Origin of the sequence: Leucobacter chromiiresistens (assembly GCF_001477055.1) — a bacterium.
GTDB classification, from domain to species: Bacteria; Actinomycetota; Actinomycetes; order Actinomycetales; family Microbacteriaceae; genus Leucobacter; species Leucobacter chromiiresistens_A.
On sequence record NZ_LDRK01000040.1, the window covers coordinates 23,279 to 42,579 of the forward strand.

Consider the following 19,301-nt stretch of genomic DNA (forward strand, 5'->3'; position numbering starts at 1 on the left):
TCAGGCCTCCACGGGGGCGAGCTGGATGTCGGCGACGGAGACGCCCGTCGCGCCATCCGCCGCCGCTTCGATGCGCAGCTCCGCGATCCTGCCGACGGCGGCGAGGTCGGCCGAGGCCGACTCGAGCCGTGCGAGGTCGGCCGCCGGGGCCTGCACCACGGCGAGCGAGACCGGAGTCTTCTGCGACGCCTTCGCGGCCGTCTTCGCCCCGCGGATGCCCACGAGCGCCTCGCCGACGAGCCCGAGCAGGGCCGCATCAGCGTCGTCGCCCGCGAGGGTCGTCACCTCGGATGCGACCGGCCAGGCCGCCTGGTGCACCGAGCCCTCGCCGAACCACGACCACACCTCCTCCGTGGCGTAGGGGAGGAACGGTGCGAGGAGCCGCACGAACACCGACAGCGAAGCGCGCAGCGCGGTGACCGCCGACGCCTGAGCCTGCCCGCTCCCGTTGTGGGCGCGCTCCTTGACCAGTTCGAGGTAGTCGTCGCAGAAGGTCCAGAAGTACGACTCGGTGAGCTCGAGCGCGCGGGCGTGGTCGTAGTGCTCGAACGCGCGAGTCGCGTGATCGATCACCTCGGCGAGTCCGCTCAGCACCGCGCGGTCGAGCGCCTCGGTGACGGTGCCGACGCCCGAGTCGTCGAAGCTCAGCGTGAACTTCGCCGCGTTCAGCAGCTTGATGGCGAGGCGGCGGCCGATCTTGATCTGCGTCGGGTTCTGAGGATCGAACGCCGCGTCGGTGCCGAGCTTCGCGGAGGCCGCCCAGTACCGCACGGCGTCCGATCCGTGCTGCTCGAGCATGCCGGCGGGCGTGACCACGTTGCCCTTCGACTTCGACATCTTCTTACGGTCGGGGTCGAGGATCCACCCGGAGATCCCGGCGTGCTGCCAGGGCAGGCGTCCGCCTTCGAGCTCCGAGCGCAGCAGCGTGGAGAACAGCCAGGTGCGGATGATGTCCTGCCCCTGCGGCCGCAGGCTGAACGGGTACACGAGGTCGAAGAGTTCGGAGTCGCGCTCCCAGCCGCCTGCGAGCTGCGGAGTGAGCGACGAGGTGGCCCACGTGTCCATCACGTCGACCTCGCCCTGGAAGCCGCCGGCGACGCCGCGCTGGTCGGCGGAGTACCCGGCGGGCACGTCGCTCGACGGGTCGACCGGAAGCTGATCCTCGGCGGGGAGGATGGGCTTCTCGAACACGGGATTGGCGTCGTCGTCGAGCGGGTACCACACCGGGATCGGCACGCCGAAGAAGCGCTGGCGCGAGATGAGCCAGTCGCCCGAGAGGCCCTCGACCCAGTTCTCGTACCGCACCCGCATGAAGTCGGGGTGCCACTCGAGCTCGCGGCCGTGCGCGAGCAGGCGCTCGCGCAGCGCCTCGTCGCGAGCGCCGTTCACGATGTACCACTGGCGCGTCGACACGATCTCGAGCGGCTTGTCGCCCTTCTCGAAGAACTTGACGGGGTGCGTGATCTTGCGGATGTCGCCGACGAGCTCGCCCGAGGCCCGCAGAGCGTCGACCACGATCTGCTTCGCGCTGAACACGGTCTTGCCGGCGATCTCCGCGTACGCGGCGCGGCCGTCGTCGCTGGTGATGGCGTCGGGCGCCTCGGAGATCACGCGACCGTCGAATCCGAGGATCGCGCGGTTCGGCAGGTCGAGCTCGCGCCACCAGACGACATCGGTGACGTCGCCGAAGGTGCAGATCATCGCGATGCCGGTGCCCTTGTCCTGCTGCGCCAGGTGGTGCGCGAGGATCGGCACCTCGACGTCGAAGAGCGGGGTGCGCACCGTCGTGCCGAAGAGCGGCTGGTAGCGCTCGTCATCCGGGTGGGCGACCAGGGCGACGCACGCGGCGAGCAGCTCGGGGCGCGTCGTGTCGATCAGGATGTCGCCCGACCCGTCCGACTTGTGGAAGGCCAGCGTGTGGTAGGCGCTCGGCTGATCGCGATCCTCGAGCTCCGCCTGGGCGACGGCGGTGCGGAAGGTCACGTCCCACAGCGTCGGCGCCTGCGCCTGATACGCCTCGCCCCGCTCGACATTCCGGAGGAAGGCGAGCTGGGAGGCGCGCAGCGACTCGGCGCCGATGGTGCGGTAGCTCTGCTTCCAGTCGACCGAGAGGCCGAGGGTGCGCCAGAGCGCCTCGAACTGCTGCTCGTCCTCCTCGGTGAGGCGCTCGCACAGCTCGATGAAGTTGCGTCGCGAGATGGGCTGCTGATCAGCCGCCTTGACGCTCTTGCCGTCACCGCCCTCGTGCGGGGGCACGAAGCCCTCGACGTACGGCAGCGACGGATCGCAGCGCACCCCGTAGTAGTTCTGCACACGGCGCTCGGTCGGCAGTCCGTTGTCGTCCCAGCCCATCGGGTAGAACACCGCTCGACCCTGCATGCGCTGGTACCGGGCGACGGTGTCGGTGTGCGTGTACGAGAACACGTGGCCGACGTGGAGCGATCCCGAAGCGGTGGGGGGCGGGGTGTCGATGCTGAAGACGTTCTCCCGCGTGGCCCGCTCCCGCGGGAAGGCGTAGGTGCCCGCCTCCTCCCAGCGCGGCCCCCACTTGGCTTCGAGGCCTTCGAGTACGGGCTTGTCGGGGATCGCGCTCATGCGTGGGGCTCCGCTTCTCGACGCCGCACGCCGGTGCGCCGTCGGGGTTCGATGTGGGCGGCACCGCGTGATCGTGCGGCGGCGACGCGTCGCACTGGTGCCTGATGGTCTGGCTCCAGCTTACCGGCGATCACTCGCCGTCGAGCTGCACGCCGATCAGTGTCTCGTTCGACGCCGGGTCGCCTCCGGGCTGCGGTTCGGTGAGGTACTGCTCCCACGCGAGGCCGGCCGCCCGCTCGCCCTGCGCCTCGATCCAGGCGTACAGGCGCTCGTAAGCTGCAGCGAGTCCGCTGAAGTCGCCGCGCAGCAGGAGCACGGCGGTGCGCGCGGCGGGCAGCGTCTCGCCGGTGACATCGCCGCGGGGCTCCGCGAGCGGATGCGGGATCGGCACGGCCACCGAGAGGTCGAGGCCTGCGGCGGTGGGGGAGCCGTGCATCACGCCGAGGGGCGCCGCCGCCGGCGCGATGCCCGCGGCGTCGAGCGCGGCGAAGATCTGCGGGTAGGCGCGATCGTAGAGCTCGGGGATGCGCTCGAAGGGGACGGTCTCGCGCACGACCGCGAGATGGACCTCGGGTCGCGTCTCGATCTCGGGTGCGGCGTCAGCGGCGCTCATGGGATCTCCTCGGGGTCTTCGGGGCCGGGGGCGTCGGCGGCCCGGACAGCGCCGGGTTCGACCGGCCCTGCCGATCCTACGTGGGGCCGACGCACCTCGGTAGCCCCGGGGAGCCGACGGGGCCTCGTGTCAGGAGGCCGCGCGGCACCGCCCCGCCGACGACGAGACGCCCCTCCCGCGCGCGCTGCGCGGAAGGGGCGTCTCGATGCCGGAGCGCCCGGCGGGCGCGGCGGTCAGCTCGCGAGCAGACCGGGGTAGGCGTCGCCGTACTCCTCGAGCCAGGCGTCGACGGCGCCCTCGGGGTCGTTCTGGTACTCGTCGCCGGTGACCATGCCCTCGAGCGCGCCGTACGCGGCGTCGTCGAGCTTGATGTCGGCGATGTAGTCGGCGACCTCGGGGTACTCCTCCGCGAGGCCCTGCTTGCCGAGGAAGTGCAGGGTCTCGGGTTCGCCCATGGCGCCCTTCGGATCCTCGAGATCCTTCAGCGGGAAGGCGTCGTTCGCCCAGAACGGGCGCCACAGCGTCACGACGACGTCCTCCTCGTTATCGATCTTGTCCTGGAGCGTCGCGAGCATGGTCGCGGTCGAAGAGGTCACGAGCTCGTAGTCGCCGTCGAGCCCGTACTCGGGCATCGCGACGTCCTGCGTCTGGGCGGTGAGGCCGGCGCCCGGCTCGATGCCGATGATCTCGCCGCCGAAGCGATCCGCCTGGCCCGCGAGATCCTCGATGGAGTCGATGTCGACGTACTCGGGCACGGCGAGGGTGAGCACGGCCCCGTCGTAGTACCCGCCCAGATCCTCGATCTGGTCGCCGAACTCCTTCATGTACTTGGCGTGGGTCACCTCGGGCCATGCGGAGGGGTAGATGTCGAAGTCGCCGCCCGCGAGGCCGGCGTAGAGCACGCCGGCGTCGGTGAGCTCCTCCATCTCGACGGTGTAGCCCATCTTGCCGAGCTGATCCTCGAGCAGGTACGCGGTGCTGAGCCCGTCGGTCCAGCCGGGGAGGTAGCCGAGGGTGATGGTGCCGTTCTCTCCGCCCGAGTCGGAGCCGCCTTCGGCCCCGGAGCCCGTGCAGCCCGTCAGAGCGAGGGCGGCGGCGGCTCCGAGAGCCGCCATGCCGGTGAGGGTGCGCTTCTGCATGCGTCGTCCTTTCGTTGCGTGCGCTGAGCGCACGGTGTGGGTGTACGTCTGGTGCGGGGTGGAGCGGGGCGTCACGCGGCCTTCGCGAGGGTGCCCGTGCGTCGCGCGTCGCGGCGTCGCCGCAGCGCGCCGAGCAGCGAGTGCTTGAACTCGCCGGGGTTGCCGAGCGCGGCGGTGACGCGATCGAGGAAGACGGCGAGGATCACGACGCTCAGACCGGCCTCCACGCCCTGCGCGATGTTCAGCGTCGAGATGGCGGCGACGACCTCCTTGCCGAGTCCGTTCGCACCGGCCATGCCGGCGACGACGGCCATGGAGAGCGCGAGCATGATCACCTGGTTGATGCCGGCCATGATGGTCGGCATCGCGAGGGGCAGCTGGATGCCGCGGAGGATCTTGCCGGGGGCGGCGCCGAAGGCGTACCCGGCCTCGACGGTCTCGGCATCGACGCCGCGGATGCCGAGCTCGGTGAAGCGCACGCCCGGTGCGACGGAGAAGAGCACGGTCGCGAAGACGCCCGGCACGAAGCCGATGCTGAAGAAGATCACCGCGGGGATCAGGTAGACGAATGCGGGCATCGTCTGCATGAAGTCGAGCACGGGCTTCAGGACGGCGCTGAACGCGTCGCTCCGAGCCGCAGCGATGCCGAGCGGCACCGCGACGACGACGGCGATGAGCGCCGCGATGAGCACGAGCGCGAGCGTGAGCATCGCGTTCTCCCATTGACCCATGCCGACGATGAGCAGCATGGTGATAGCGGTGCCCACGGCGAGCTGCCACGAGCGCAGCAGCCATCCGATGAGCGCGAACACGACGATGAGCACCGCGAACGGCACCGAGGTGAGCCCGTCGGCGAGCCCCTCGACGAGGAACTTGATGACCATGGTGACCGCGTCGAGGAATCCGTCGAACGTGGCCTTGAACCAGTTGAGCCCTTCGGCGACCCAGTCGCCGAGCGGAATGCGGAAGTCATCCATCAGCGCACCTCCTCATTCTCGGGCGACAGCCCGGGTTCGGCGTCGCCTCCGGGGGCGTCGCCCAGCGTTTCCGAGATCGTCGCCGCGGAGACGGTCGGCGTCGGCTCGATGATGGGGATCTCCGTCGTCATCGTCGGCAGATCGGTCAGCGCGGCGAGCAGCGTCACCCGCGGCACGACGCCGATCAGGCGATCCTGCTCGTCGGTGACGGCCACCGGGAGCGGGCTCTCGACGGCGAGCTCGAAGAGCTCGGAGATGTACTGATCGCGCTTCACGATCGACGGTGTGGGGCGCAGGAGCGCGGTGATGTCGGTGCCGCCCTCGCGCACCTGCCGCAGCACGTCCCTGTCGCGGACGACGCCGAGCAGCTTGCGCGACGCGGAGGTGACGAAGCAGGCCGAGGTCTGCAGGTCGCGCATGGTCCGCAGCGCGGTTCGGGGGCCGGCGCTCGCGGGCACGACCGCGCGAGGCGGCTCCATCACATCGCCGGCGGTGAGCACGCGGGCCCGATCGACATCCTGCACGAACTGCGCGACGTAGTCGTTGGCGGGGTCGGTGAGGATGTCGTTCGGCGTGCCGACCTGCACGATCCGGCCGTCGCGCATGACCGCGATGCGATCGCCGAGGAACATGGCCTCGTTGAGATCGTGGGTGATGAACACGATCGTCTTGTTGAGCTCCTGCTGCAGCTCGATCAGCTGCTCCTGCATTTCGCGTCGGATCAGCGGATCGAGCGCTGAGAACGCCTCGTCCATGAGCAGGATGTCGGTATCCGCCGCGAAGGCGCGCGCGATGCCGACGCGCTGCTGCATGCCGCCGGAAAGCTCGCCGGGAAGGTGCTGCTCCCATCCCTGCAGACCGACGCGCTGCAGCCAGTGCTGCGCGCGTTCGCGCCGCTCTGCGGGCCCGACACCTTGGAGCTCGAGCCCGTAGGCGACGTTGTCGAGCACGGTGCGGTGGGGGAGGAGCGCGAAGTGCTGGAAGACCATGGACATCCGGTCGCGGCGCAGCGCGCGCAGTTCGGGCCCGCTCAGACCGACGACCTCGGTGCCGAACACCGAGATCGAGCCGTCAGTCGTGTCGTTCAGACCGTTGAGCATGCGGATCAGGGTGGACTTCCCGGACCCCGAGAGGCCCATCACGACGAAGATCTCGCCGGGGTTCACGCTGAAGCTCGCGTCGATCACGGCCGCGGTGCCCTGCCCGCGCACCTCCTCGCGCGTGGCGCCCTTGCGCAGGCGCTTGACGACCTCTCGGGGCCGTCGTCCGAATACTTTATAGGCGTGGGACACGGCGATCGCGGGGACCGCCGCTCCGTCCGCCTCCGCCGCGGGCGAATCCGCCGCTCGCGCTGCGTCCGCCGCTGCGGACTGTTCCGTGGTACTGGTCACTGTAAACTCCTCGTTCTCGGCACGATGAAATCGGAGGCGCTCGGATGACGGGCGGGATCGATGCGATCGCGGCGCCGACGTCGGCCGACTTCCTCGCCATTGGCCAGCTGCTCGTGCGGAGGATCTGGCCGCGCGTGCTTCATTCGAACTCCAGGGCGCCGGATCTCGGCGCACGATCTTCCGGAGCGGATCGGAAAGCACGGCACGCGGCCGCCCTCAACGCTTCCTCGACGCTAACAACGTCGTGCACGGATGTGCAAGGCGCGCCCGGCGCCCCGAAGAGTGGTCTCCACCATGTAACACGCCGTGATCTGGGGTTCTTATCCCCAGTCATCGTTACCCGTTCGTTACGAACCGAGCCCCGCGATCCGCCCGTTCGCAACTTCGCGCACGCAGCCGGGCGGCCCGGCGCTGCGCTACACTGGTCCCATCGACTGCGAACCGACCATCATCGGGGAGTCTTCGGAAGAACAGCGGCGCATCCGCCCCACGCACGGGGAGTCGAGCCGCCCAGTAGAACCGAACGGGCCGGGCCCGTCACAGCCCAATGAAGAGGTCGCGCACCCTCCACCGAGGGCGCGAGCGGCAAGCGGGGTGGTACCGCGGGAGACGGATGCGATCCGGATCTCGTCCCGGCGCAGGCACATACCCATACGCCGGAACCGAGAAGGAACCCATGCCGTACCCTCAGCAGTCCACGGGAACCCCGTCCACCCCCGCCGCCTCGCAGGCGGGCGCCGCTTTCGGCGTCGCCGCATCGCCCCGGCTCCCCGAGATCGAGCGGGGCGTGCTCGACTTCTGGGCGTTCGACGACACCTTCCGCGAATCGATCCGACGCCGGACGGATGCGCCGGAGTGGGTGTTCAACGACGGCCCCCCGTTCGCCAACGGCCTGCCCCATTACGGGCACCTGCTGACCGGGTACGCGAAGGACGTCTTCCCGCGCTTCCAGACCATGCGCGGGAAGAAGGTGGAGCGCCGCTTCGGATGGGACACCCACGGTCTCCCCGCCGAGCTCGAGGCCATGAAGCAGCTCGGCATCACGGAGAAGTCGCAGATCGAGGAGATGGGCGTCGCCGCGTTCAACGGCAAGGCCCGCGCCTCGGTGCTGCAGTACACCCGCGAGTGGGAGGAGTACGTGACCCGCCAGGCCCGCTGGGTCGATTTCGAGCACGGGTACAAGACGCTCGACCTCGGGTACATGGAGAGCGTGATCTGGGCGTTCAAGCAGCTCTACGAACGCGGCCTCGCCTACGAGGGATCCCGCATCCTCCCGTACTGCTGGCGCGACGAGACGCCGCTGTCGAACCACGAGCTGCGCATGGACGACGACGTCTACCAGATGCGCCAGGACCCCTCGGTGACGGTCGCGTTCCCGCTGAGCGGCGACCGCGCCGACGCGCTCGGCCTCGACGGCGTGCGCGCCCTCGCCTGGACCACCACGCCGTGGACGCTGCCCACGAACGCCGCCCTCGCGGTGGGCCCCGACATCGACTACGCCGTCATCCCGGCAGGCCCGGCGGGCGCGGGCGACGGCGCCGTCGCAGGCGAGGCCCGCTACCTGCTCGCGAGCGAGCTCGTCGGCGCGCACGCGAAGGATCTCGGCTACGCCACCGCCGAGGAGGCCGTCGCGGCCGTCGCGCAGCACGTGCGCGGCGCCGATCTCAACGGCGTGCGCTACGCCCCCCTCTTCGACTACTTCACGGACGTCGAGGTCTGGGGCACCGAGCACTGCTGGCAGATCCTCGTCGACGACTACGTCTCGACCACCGACGGCACGGGCATCGTGCACCAGTCGCCCGCCTACGGCGAGGACGACTACCGCATCGCCACCGCAGCGGGCATGCCGACCATCGTGAGCGTCGACGAAGGCGGCCGTTTCATCGCTGCGGTCTCCGATGTCGCGGGCGAGCTGTGGATGGACGCGAACCGACCGCTGATCCGCCTCGTGCGGGAGCGCGGTCGCCTGCTGCGCGAGCAGAGCTACGAGCACTCGTACCCGCACTGCTGGCGGTGCCGCAACCCGCTCATCTACAAGGCCGTCTCGAGCTGGTTCGTGCGCGTCACCGACATCAAGCAGCGCATGCTCGAGACCAACGAGCAGATCACCTGGGTGCCCGAGAACGTGAAGCACGGGCAGTTCGGGAAGTGGCTCGAGGGCGCGCGCGACTGGTCGATCAGCCGCAACCGGTACTGGGGCAGCCCGATTCCGGTCTGGAAGAGCGACGACCCCGAGCACCCGCGCATCGACGTGTACGGCTCCGTCGCGGAGCTGGAAGCCGATTTCGGCGAGCTGCCCCGCAACGAGGCCGGCGAGGTCGATCTGCACCGTCCCTACATCGACCAGCTCACCCGCCCCAACCCCGACGACCCGAGCGGCAGATCCACGATGCGCCGCATCGAGGACGTGCTCGACGTCTGGTTCGATTCGGGCTCCATGCCGTTCGCGCAGGCCCACTACCCGTTCGAGAACCAGGAGTGGTTCGAGACGCATCAGCCCGCCGACTTCATCGTCGAGTACATCGGGCAGACCCGCGGATGGTTCTACGTGCAGCACGTGCTCGCCACCGCGCTGTTCGACCGGCCTGCCTTCACCAACGTGGTCAGCCACGGCATCGTGCTGGGCTCCGACGGCAACAAGATGTCGAAGTCGCTGCGCAACTACCCCGACGTGAACGAGGTGTTCGATCGCGACGGCTCCGACGCGATGCGCTGGTTCCTCATGGCGTCGCCGGTGGTGCGCGGCGGCAACCTCGTCGTGACGGAGGAGGGCATCAGAGAGGGCGTGCGCCAGTTCATCCTGCCGCTCTGGAGCACGTGGTACTTCTTCTCGCTGTACGCCAACGCCGACGGCATCGCCGCGGAGCGGCGCACCGACTCGACCGACCCGCTCGACCGGTACATCCTCGCGAAGACCGGGCGGCTCATCCGCGACGTCGAATCGCACCTCGAGGCGCTGGACACGACCTCGGCGGCCGAGGCGCTGCGCGCGTACGCCGAGGTGCTCACGAACTGGTACGTGCGCCGCTCCCGCGACCGCTTCTGGGCGGGGCTCGGCGGCGAGCACGGCGCCCCCGAGAACCGCCAGGCCTTCGACACCCTCTACACCGTGCTCGAGACCGTCGCTCGCGTCGCCGCACCGCTCGCGCCCCTCGTCACGGAGGAGCTCTGGCGCGGCCTCACCGGCGGACGGTCGGTGCATCTCACGGACTGGCCGGACGCTGCGGAGTTCCCCGACGACCCCGCGCTCGTGCGCGCCATGGACGAGGTGCGGCAGATCACGTCGCAGATGCTCGCGCTCCGCAAGAGCCGCGGCCTGCGCGTGCGCCTGCCGCTCGCATCGCTGACCGTCGTCGCAGAGCATCCCGCGGAGCTCGCGCCCTTCGCCGACATCCTGCGGGAGGAGCTGAACGTCAAGGCGGTCGAGCTCGTGCAGCAGACGGAGACCAGCGCCGAGGAGCACGGCATCGTGCAGACGCTCTCCGTCAATGCGCGGGCGGCTGGGCCGCGGCTCGGCAAGCAGGTGCAGCAGGCCATCAAGGCGGCGAAGTCGGGCGACTGGAGCGAGCAGAACGGCGCCGTGGTCGCCGGCGGCATCGCGCTCGAACCCCACGAGTACGAGCTCACCCTGCGGGCCGGCGACGACGCGGACGCCGGCCCGGCGCTGACGCTGCTGCCCGGCGGCGGCTTCGCGATGCTCGATACGACCCTCACGCCGGAGCTGGAGGCGGAGGGAATCGCGCGAGACGCGATCCGCGCGGTGCAGGAGGCCCGCAAGAACGCCGGGCTCGAGGTCAGCGACCGCATCGTGCTGGCGCTGAACGCCGAGCCGGCGCACGCCGCCGCCTTGGAGGCGCACGCGGCGCTCATCGCGAGCGAGACGCTGGCCGAGGGCTTCGCCGTGCAGGAGGCGGTCGGAATCGACGCGATCATCGACGACATCCCGTCTCCCGGCAACGGCGTCTTCGTCACGGCAGCCCGCGGCATCGGTTCCGAGAAGGCCGCGATCGTCATCACGATCGATGCGACCGAAGCGGCGTCCCTCCGCGCGGGAGGCGCGGCGTGAGCGGCGCGGAGGCGGTGTACGCCGCCCTCCTCGAGCGCGTCGGCGAGGCGCACCCGCGCCCGCGCATCGACCCGGTGCGTCGACTCGCCGAGCTCGCCGGATCGCCGCAGCTCTCCTTCCCCGTCATCCAGGTGGCCGGCACGAACGGGAAGACCTCGACCAGTCGCGCGATCGCGTCGCTCATGAGCGCCCACGGGCTCCGCACCGGGCTCTTCACCAGCCCGCACCTCGTCGACTTCACCGAGCGCTTCCAGCTCGACGGAGCGCCGATCGACGGCGCCGTGCTCGCCGCCGCCTGGGAGGAGCTGCACCTGCCGCTCGAGGTCGTGGACGCCGAACTCACCGCTGCGGGCCACGGCCCGATCACCTTCTTCGAAGCGCTCGCCGTGCTCGCATTCGTCGCATTCGCCGATGCTCCGGTCGATGTCGCCGTGATCGAGGTCGGCATGGGCGGCGAGTGGGATGCGACGAACATCGTCGATGCCCGCGTCGCGGTCTTCACGCCGATCGACCTCGATCACACCGCGGTGCTCGGCCCGGACGTCGCGACCATCTCGCGCACCAAGGCGGGCATCATCAAGCCGGGGTCGGTCGTGGTGTCTGCGCTGCAGGACCCCGATGCGCTCGCCGAGATCACCGACGCCGCGACGCGCCACGACGCCGCCCTCGCCGTGCAGGGCCGCGACTTCTCGCTGGTGGACGACCGGGTCGCCGTCGGCGGGCGTCAGATCGACGTCGTCGGGATCGGCGGCCACGCCTACGACCCCATCTTCCTGCCGCTGTTCGGGCACCATCAGGCCGAGAACGCGACCCTCGCGATCGCCGCAGTCGAGGCGTTCTTCGGGGCGGATCGCCCGCTGCCCGAGGAGGTGCTCGACGCGGGCTTCGGCGCGCTCACCTCGCCGGGCAGGCTGCAGCTGATCGGCACCGATCCCGTGATCTACGTGGACGCCGCGCACAACCCGCACGGTGCGGCAGCGCTCGTCGCGGCGGTTGCCGAGTCGTTCGACTTCTCCGAGCTCGCGCTCGTGGTCGGCGTGCTCGAGGAGAAGGACACCTCGGGTCTCCTGGCGGCGCTCGCGCCGATCGCGCACCGCGTGACCGTCACCCCGGTCGATTCGCCCCGCAGCACCACGTCGGAGGAGCTGAAGCGCATCGCGGAGGACGAGATCCCCGGCACGCCGATCGAACTCGCCGACTCGCTCCCGGAGGCGCTCGCAGAAGCCCGCGGCTGGGCGATGCGCGCCGAGGGGCGCGCGGTGCTGGTGGTGGGGTCGGTGCTGCTGGCGGGCGAGGCGATCGCCTTCGCTCGCTCCGAGGGCTGGAGCGTCGCGTGACCCGCGCAGCCGACGGCCGAGGCGCCGAGCGGCGACCCGGCCCGGGCGAGGGCTCGGAGGAACCCGAGCTCGTGCTCTCGCCGTCCGAGAACGCCGCCCACAATTCGGCGATGCGCATCGCGGGCGCGCGACGCGGACCGACCTCCACGCAGAAGGCCCTCGCCTCCATCGTGCTGGGCTTCGAGCTCTGCATCGTCGCCCTCTTCGGCCTGACGATCTTCGGAATGGCGGTGCTCGAGCCCCGCGAGCTGGGGCTCTTCACCGGGGGCGGACTCGCACTGCTGATCCTCGTCGCGCTCGCGGGCATGCGGCGCGGTCGGTTCGGCATCATCGTCGGCTGGGTCGTCCACGCCCTCATGCTGCTCACCGCTTTCATCCTGCCCATGTCGCTGATCGTCAGCGTGCTGTTCTCGGCGCTGTGGGTCTACTGCATGATCCGCGGGGCGCGGATCGACCGCGACCGTGCGGCGTGGCTGGCCGCGCAGGGCGACGCAGCCTGATTCGATACACTCTCTGATCGGGCCCGGCCCGCGCGGCCGTCCGAATGTCCGTCACGATTTTCGTCCTGAGTAGAAGGAGTCCGCATGTCGGCTGAAGAAACGTTGATCCTGGTGAAGCCCGACGGTGTCGCCCGCGGCCTGACCGGCGAGGTCATCCGCCGCATCGAGGCCAAGGGGTACCGGCTGACGGATCTCCGCTTCGTCGCCCCCGACCGCGAGCTCCTCGCGGCGCACTACGCCGAGCACGAGGGCAAGCCGTTCTACGAGCCGCTGCTCGACTTCATGTCTTCGGGACCGTCGGTCGCGATTCGCGCCCAGGGGGAGCGCGTCATCGAGGGCTTCCGCTCGCTCGCCGGCACGACCGATCCGACCACCGCCGCACCCGGAACGATCCGCGGCGATCTCGGCCGCGACTGGGGCGAGCGGGTGCAGCAGAACCTGGTGCACGGCTCCGACTCGCCCGAGTCGGCCGCGCGCGAGCTCGCGCTCTGGTTCGCCTGAGCCGACTCGCCGCGCCGGTGCGAGTCGGGCCGATGCGGATCGCGCCGGTGCGGATCGCGCCGGTGCGGATCGCGCGGCGCGAGTCGCGATAGCGTACGGGCATGGTGCTCTCACTCTCTCCCGCCGAGGCGCGTCGCGTCGCGCTCGCAGCGCAGGGCTTCGCGAACGTCGCGCGCATCCGCGCACGCCGCCCCTTCGACGCCGCTCTGTCGGCGTTGCACGTGCTGCAGATCGACTCGGTGAACGTCTTCGCGCGCAGCCACCACCTCCCCGTCTTCTCGCGGCACGGCGTCTACGATGCGGCGGCGCTCGATCGGCACCTCTGGGGCAGCGGAGAGTTCACCGAGTACTGGGCGCACGAGGCCGCATTCATCCCGGTGCGGGATCGCCCCTGGTTCGGGTGGCGCATGGCCGAGCGCAGGGCCCGTGACGAGTCGAACGGCCGAGCCGCTCAGCTCGCGCCCGTCTTGGACCGGGTGCGCGCGCAGCTGGCCGCCGAGGGGCCGTCGTTCGTGCGCGAACTCGAGCAGGGGCGGCGGGCGAACCGGGGCCCCTGGTGGGACTGGAGCGAGACGAAGCGCGCCGTGGAGACCCTCTTCGCCTGGGGCGAGGTCGTGTCGGCGGGGCGCGAGGGGTTTCAGCGCCGGTACGCGCTCGCGGAGCAGATTCTGCCCCCGTCGGCGCTCGGCGCCGTACCGACCGCGGAGGCTCAGCGCGCGCTCGTCGCCCGTGCTGCTCGGTCGCTGGGCGTGGCGACGCTCGCCGACCTGGCCGACTACCACCGCCTGCGAGCCGGGGCGGCCCGGGCCGCGGTGACGGAGCTCGAGGAGGCGGGGGAGCTCGTGCCGGTCGAGGTGGCGGGGTGGCGCACCGGTGCCGGCAAGCCGGAGCGCGCCTGGATGCATCGTGATGCGCGGGTGCCATCGCGCCTCGCCCCCGATGCTCTGCTGACCCCGTTCGACCCGGTGGTCTGGTTCCGCCCGCGGGCGGAGCGCATGTTCGGATTCCACTACCGCATCGAGATCTACACGCCGAAGGAGCAGCGGCGGTTCGGGTACTACTGCCTGCCGCTCATGGTCGGCGGCGCCATGGTGGGCCGCATCGATCTGAAATCCGATCGCGCCGGGCGCGCGCTGCTGGTGCAGGCGGCGTGGCGCGAGCCGAGCGCACCGCGCCGCACGGGGGAGGCGGCGCGCGACCTGCTCGCCCGTGCCGCCGCGTGGCAGGGACTCGACGAGGTGCGTTGGTCGGGTGCAGGAGATCTGGAGCTGCCGGATCGCTTCGCAGCGGCGTCTTGACGCCCGGAGCGTACGCCCGCCGCGGAACGCTCCCATGAATGTCGGTGGTGCCGAGTACTCTCGGAGACATGGAACCCACCCGCAGCGTCCGCCCATTCGAAGTGGTGAGCGAGTTCGAGCCGAGCGGCGATCAGCCGGCCGCCATCGAAGAGCTCACCCGCCGGATCAACGCCGGTGAGACCGACGTGGTGCTGCTCGGCGCTACGGGAACCGGCAAATCGGCGACCACCGCGTGGCTCATCGAGGCCGTGCAGCGCCCCACCCTCGTGCTCGCCCACAACAAGACGCTCGCCGCGCAGCTCGCGAGCGAGCTGCGCGAGCTGTTCCCGAACAACGCGGTCGAGTACTTCGTGAGCTACTACGACTACTACCAGCCCGAGGCGTACGTGCCGCAGACGGACACCTTCATCGAGAAGGACTCCTCGGTGAACGCGGAGGTCGAGCGGCTGCGGCACTCGACGACCAACGCACTGCTGAGCCGACGCGACACGATCGTGGTGTCGACCGTCTCCTGCATCTACGGTCTGGGAAAGCCCGAGGAGTACTACGAGGCGATGGTGCCGCTCGCCGTCGGCGACCGGCTCGATCGCGACGTGCTGCTGCGGCGGTTCGTCGACATGCAGTACCAGCGCAATGACATCGAGTTCGTGCGCGGCAACTTCCGCGTGCGCGGCGACACCGTCGAGATCATCCCCATGTACGAGGAACTCGCCGTGCGGATCGAGTTCTTCGGCGATGAGATCGAAGCGCTCTACTACCTCCATCCGCTCACCGGCGAGGTGATCAAGCAAGTCGACACGGTCTCGGTATTCCCCGGCTCCCACTACGTCGCGAGCCGAGACGTCATGCACCGCGCGATGGGTCAGATCACGAACGAGCTCGAGAGCCGCACCCGCGAACTGAAGCAGCAGAACAAACTGGTCGAGGAGCAGCGGCTGCGCATGCGCACCACCTTCGACCTCGAGATGATGGAGCAGATCGGGTTCTGCTCCGGCATCGAGAACTACTCGATGCACATGGACGGCCGACGGCCGGGCGAGGCGCCGCACTGCCTGCTCGACTACTTCCCCGACGACTTCCTCGTGGTCATCGACGAGTCGCACGTCACGGTGCCGCAGATCGGCGCCATGTTCGAGGGCGATGCCTCGCGCAAGCGCACGCTCGTCGACCACGGCTTCCGTTTGCCGAGCGCGCTCGACAACCGCCCGCTGAAGTTCAGCGAGTTCAAGGAGCGCGTCGGCCAGACGGTCTACCTCTCGGCGACCCCCGGCAAGTACGAGCTCGAGCTGGCCGACGGCGTGGTCGAGCAGATCATCCGCCCCACCGGGCTCGTCGACCCCGAGATCGTGATCAAGCCGAGCGAGGGTCAGATCGACGACCTGCTCGAGGAGGTGCGGGCGCGCGCCGAGCGAGACGAGCGCGTGCTCGTCACCACGCTCACGAAGAAGATGGCCGAGCAGCTCACCACGTTCATGGAGGAGGCGGGCGTGCGCGTGCGGTACCTCCACTCCGACGTCGATACGCTGCGACGCGTCGAGCTGCTCACCGAGCTGCGCGCGGGTGTGTACGACGTGCTCATCGGCATCAACCTGCTCCGCGAGGGCCTCGATCTTCCCGAGGTCTCGCTCGTGTCGATTCTCGATGCCGACAAGGAGGGCTTCCTGCGCTCGAGCACGTCGCTCATCCAGACCATCGGCCGCGCGGCGCGCAACGTCTCGGGCCAGGTGCACATGTACGCCGACACGGTCACCCGGTCGATGCGGGAAGCCATCGATGAGACGGCCCGACGACGCGAGATCCAGATCGCCTACAACACGGAGCGCGGCATCGACCCGCAACCGCTCCGCAAGAAAATCGGCGACATCACTGCGATGCTGAATCGGGAGGCCGCCGATTCGGAGGACATCCTGTCGCGCTCCGGCGCCCACGCGCAGCGCAAGAGCCCGGCGCCGCAACGAGCCAAGGGCAAGGCCGCCGCGCGCGCCGGAGCGATCGCCGGAGAGGGCGCGGCGAAGCTCGAGGAGCTCATCAGCGACCTCACCGACCAGATGCTCGCCGCAGCGGAAGAGCTGAAGTTCGAGCTGGCGGCGCGACTGCGCGACGAGCTGTCCGAGATCAAACGCGAGCTGCGCAGCATGGACCAGGCAGGCCACCTGTAGGACCCATGTACACGGAGCGTGCAGTCGCGGGGCTCGGCGTGATCTGGCGCGTGGAGCAGCCCGAGGCGCCCGCGCCGGTCGGCGTCAGCTCCACCATCGTCCCCGCGGACGGCTGCGCCGACTTCGTGCTGCGCGGAGACGAATTGCACATCGCCGGCCCGTCGACGACGTGGATGCGCACGCAGCTCGACGCCCACGGGCCGACCATCGGCATCCGATTCCTCCCCGGGACGGCCGCCGCCGCACTGCGGCGACCCGTCGCGGAGCTGCGCGACCTGCTCGTCCCGGCAACGGACGCGGTCGGCGCCGCCGTCGCGGAACGCGTCGCCGGAGCGCTCCGCACGATGGCCTCCCCATCGGGTTCCCGAGCGACCGGCCAGATCACGGGCAGGCGGAGCACGCCGGCCGCCGCGGGCGCGCGGCTCGCTGACGACGACCGCGTGCACGCGCTCGCGCATGCGATCGGTGCCATCGGACCGATCGAGCGCTCGCTGGAGGGCTGGGCGCGAGCGGCCCTGCGGGGCGCCGATCGTGGGGAGTCGCTCGGCGCGATCGCGCTTCGGCTCGGCTGGTCGGAACGGCACCTGCACCGCAAGATGCTCGCCGAATTCGGGTACGGGTACGCGGCGCTCCGCCGCCTCCGTCGCGGTCTGCGCGCTCGGGCCGCAATGCACTCCGGCGCGGCGCTCGCGATCGTCGCAGAACAGTCGGGGTACAGCGACCAATCGCACTTCACGCGGGAGTTCGCGCGCCTGAACGGCGAGTCGCCGGCCGCGTACCTGCGCTCCCGTCAGACCGGCGGGAGCTCCGAGTCGGGCGATGCGGGGAGCGGGGCGTAGATGTCGACCGTGTTGCCGTCGGGATCCCGCACCGTCGCGTACCGCTGGTCCCAGGGGGCGTCCCAGGGGGCCGTGTGCGCCGCAGCGGGATCGCGTTCGACGAGGGCGGAGTACGCCGCATCGACATCGGCCGGCGACTCCGCGCTGCACGCGAACCCGATACGGCTCTCGCCCGAGGGGAGCGAGAACCCGGGGGAGAAGGTCTCGATCGTGGAGACCGGATCCCACGCCAGCTTCAGGCCGCCCGGCAGCACGACCTCGACGTGGGGGGCGTCATCCAGGCCCTCCGGAATGGCGATGCCGAGGGATCGGTAGAAGGCGAGGGACCGAGCGAGATCGGCGGTGACGATGCCGATGAAGTCGAATGTCAGGTGCAGATTCAGATTCATGGGGACAGGCTACGTCGCCCGCGGCTCCCCGGTCTTGCACGAATCGGACAGAGGCGCGCCGCCGCGCTCCGCACTCGTCGCCTCCCGGCTCGGAGCGTCGCGCTAGGGGAGCACCACGTAGCCGTAGCGCTCCGCGATGCGGTTGATCGCGCCGGTGAGCTCGTCGCGATCGAGGCGGAGCTGCGCCAGCGGGTGCCGCGGCAGCGCGTCCAACGCCGGGCTCCACAGCGCGACCACCCGCGCCGAGGGCACGACCGAGGATGCGGAGATCACGCCGTCGAGGCCCGGGTATCTCGTGCGGATCGCGCGCGCCCAGGCGCGCGACGCCATGCGATCGCCCGACGAGATCGCCCCGTTGCCTCCGGCGACCGCCACCCAGTCGCTGTCGCTGAGGTCGAGCAGCCGCAGGGCGCGGGTGCTCTCGAATACGGCGAGCGTCGGGTCGCCGCTCGAGCGGCGCACGATGCGCGTCGCCTGGAATACTTCGAGCAGGCAGGCGGCGAACGCTGACGCCGTGTCCTGCTCCGCGTCCGCCTGCTCGAGCACCGCGTAGAGCACGCCCTCGTCCGGAGATTCGGCGGGCGGTTCCGGGTGCGGATCGAATCGCGCATCGAGTGGTCCGTAGGTGCGGAAGGAGTGCCACGCCGCCGGGTGCGGGCCTCCCGCACGGAAGACGCGCGCCAGAGCGGTGCCGCTCCGCACCTCGCGCACCCAGCCCGCATCGTTGCCGAGATCGGGGAACGCGGCCGCGTCCGGTGGCGGCAGGAATTCGCTCACGGGAGCCGGTGCAGCGCGTCGTCGACGGCCGCTGCCGCCGCCGACGGGTCGCCGCCCTGCGCCAGCCACTCGAACGGGGCGAGCTCCTCGCCTTCGGTCACCAGCGCGGGCGACGGCGACGTCAGCACGCGCTCCGCGAACAGCAGCGGGGTGCCGTGCGGAATCGCAGTCGCAACGGCGGCCCATCCCGGAACCTCCCGGTCCTCCGGGAACTGGAAGCGGGGAAGGTGCCAGCCGTCGCTCCGGCGTTGCGCGAGCAGCGTGCCCGCCGCGCAGCGCTGACGCACCCGTGCAGGCGTCACCCCGAGCATCTCCGCCGCTTCGGCGACCGACGCGCTGCGGTCGGCGAGAGCCCGGTCGGCGAGCAGGCCCTGCGCGGTGGCCCGCAGCGCATCGGGTGCGCGCAGCCCGCCCTCGGACATGCCGAAGCGCCCGAGTGCCGACACCTCGGTCTCCGTCAACGTGCGCGTGTCGGCGTGCTGATGCGCGAGCAGCGTCGAGAGCAGGGTCTCCGCCGAGTCCATCCGCTCGGCGTCGAGGTGCGTCACCAGGTCGAGCAGCCGCGCCCGGGCGGCACCGGTCCGCTGCGGGGCGGGAGCCGCAGCGGCGGGGGTGAGGTGCGCGATCGACATGACGATCCTTTCGTTTCCTTTCATCAATAGTACCCGATAATCCGCCGGAGGCGGGGTGCGCTCCTGGCGAAAGTCTCGTAGGTATGTT

General features: G+C 70.5%; 15 protein-coding genes. 7 read left to right on the forward strand and 8 right to left on the reverse strand.

From position 1 onward, the window contains the following. From valS to NS354_RS07650, 5 genes are all read right to left on the reverse strand, one after another. Complete coding sequence (gene valS, locus NS354_RS07630) at positions 1-2,595, reverse strand: valine--tRNA ligase (protein ID WP_058593962.1); 2,595 nt, start codon at positions 2,593-2,595, stop codon at positions 1-3. Between the two features lie 130 nt (positions 2,596-2,725). Then, positions 2,726-3,208: a GyrI-like domain-containing protein gene (locus NS354_RS07635; protein WP_058593963.1), complete on the reverse strand. Its 483-nt coding sequence runs from the start codon at positions 3,206-3,208 to the stop codon at positions 2,726-2,728. A 233-nt stretch (positions 3,209-3,441) separates the two neighbouring features. Beyond that, positions 3,442-4,347 (reverse strand): glycine betaine ABC transporter substrate-binding protein, encoded by a 906-nt coding sequence (locus tag NS354_RS07640; RefSeq protein ID WP_058593964.1) that lies wholly within the window; start codon positions 4,345-4,347, stop codon positions 3,442-3,444. Positions 4,348-4,418: 71 nt separating this feature from the next. After that, a complete protein-coding gene (locus NS354_RS07645; RefSeq protein ID WP_058593965.1) occupies positions 4,419-5,324 on the reverse strand; it encodes an ABC transporter permease in 906 nt (301 codons plus the stop codon). Further along, positions 5,324-6,715 carry a quaternary amine ABC transporter ATP-binding protein gene (locus NS354_RS07650; protein ID WP_153002147.1) on the reverse strand — a complete coding sequence of 464 codons (1,392 nt, stop codon included), beginning with the start codon at positions 6,713-6,715 and terminating at the stop codon, positions 5,324-5,326. Before NS354_RS07650 ends, NS354_RS07645 begins: the two co-directional genes overlap by 1 nt. Before the next feature lie 676 nt (positions 6,716-7,391). On the opposite strand from NS354_RS07650, the gene ileS reads away from it, so the two are divergent. From ileS to NS354_RS07685, 7 genes are all read left to right on the forward strand, one after another. After that, positions 7,392-10,781, forward strand: coding sequence for an isoleucine--tRNA ligase (ileS, locus tag NS354_RS07655; RefSeq protein ID WP_058593966.1), 3,390 nt, complete (start codon positions 7,392-7,394; stop codon positions 10,779-10,781). After that, entirely contained in the window at positions 10,778-12,118 is a 1,341-nt protein-coding gene (locus NS354_RS07660) for a bifunctional folylpolyglutamate synthase/dihydrofolate synthase (RefSeq protein ID WP_058593967.1), read from the forward strand. Before ileS ends, NS354_RS07660 begins: the two co-directional genes overlap by 4 nt. Continuing rightward, positions 12,115-12,618 carry a DUF4233 domain-containing protein gene (locus NS354_RS07665; RefSeq protein WP_241490417.1) on the forward strand — a complete coding sequence of 168 codons (504 nt, stop codon included), beginning with the start codon at positions 12,115-12,117 and terminating at the stop codon, positions 12,616-12,618. The genes NS354_RS07660 and NS354_RS07665 overlap by 4 nt, the downstream gene beginning before the upstream one ends. Before the next feature lie 84 nt (positions 12,619-12,702). Beyond that, positions 12,703-13,119 carry a nucleoside-diphosphate kinase gene (ndk, locus tag NS354_RS07670; protein ID WP_058593968.1) on the forward strand — a complete coding sequence of 139 codons (417 nt, stop codon included), beginning with the start codon at positions 12,703-12,705 and terminating at the stop codon, positions 13,117-13,119. 101 nt (positions 13,120-13,220) lie between these two features. Continuing rightward, positions 13,221-14,417, forward strand: a complete 1,197-nt coding sequence (locus NS354_RS07675) for a winged helix-turn-helix domain-containing protein (RefSeq protein WP_058593969.1) — start codon at positions 13,221-13,223, stop codon at positions 14,415-14,417. A gap of 68 nt (positions 14,418-14,485) precedes the next feature. After that, complete coding sequence (gene uvrB / locus NS354_RS07680) at positions 14,486-16,576, forward strand: excinuclease ABC subunit UvrB (RefSeq protein ID WP_058593970.1); 2,091 nt, start codon at positions 14,486-14,488, stop codon at positions 16,574-16,576. Between the two features lie 5 nt (positions 16,577-16,581). Beyond that, a complete protein-coding gene (locus NS354_RS07685) occupies positions 16,582-17,415 on the forward strand; it encodes a helix-turn-helix domain-containing protein (RefSeq protein ID WP_058593971.1) in 834 nt (277 codons plus the stop codon). Here NS354_RS07685 and NS354_RS07690 read toward each other — a convergent pair. The 3 genes from NS354_RS07690 to NS354_RS07700 form a co-directional block, all read right to left on the reverse strand. After that, positions 17,367-17,804 (reverse strand): VOC family protein, encoded by a 438-nt coding sequence (locus NS354_RS07690; RefSeq protein WP_058593972.1) that lies wholly within the window; start codon positions 17,802-17,804, stop codon positions 17,367-17,369. The genes NS354_RS07685 and NS354_RS07690 overlap by 49 nt on opposite strands. Positions 17,805-17,906: 102 nt before the next feature. Beyond that, positions 17,907-18,581 carry an RES family NAD+ phosphorylase gene (locus NS354_RS07695; RefSeq protein ID WP_058593973.1) on the reverse strand — a complete coding sequence of 225 codons (675 nt, stop codon included), beginning with the start codon at positions 18,579-18,581 and terminating at the stop codon, positions 17,907-17,909. Beyond that, the gene (locus NS354_RS07700) at positions 18,578-19,213 is read right to left on the reverse strand and encodes a hypothetical protein (RefSeq protein WP_058593974.1); all 636 of its coding nucleotides are present in this window, start codon (positions 19,211-19,213) and stop codon (positions 18,578-18,580) included. The genes NS354_RS07695 and NS354_RS07700 overlap by 4 nt, the downstream gene beginning before the upstream one ends. Positions 19,214-19,301 lie beyond the last annotated feature (88 nt).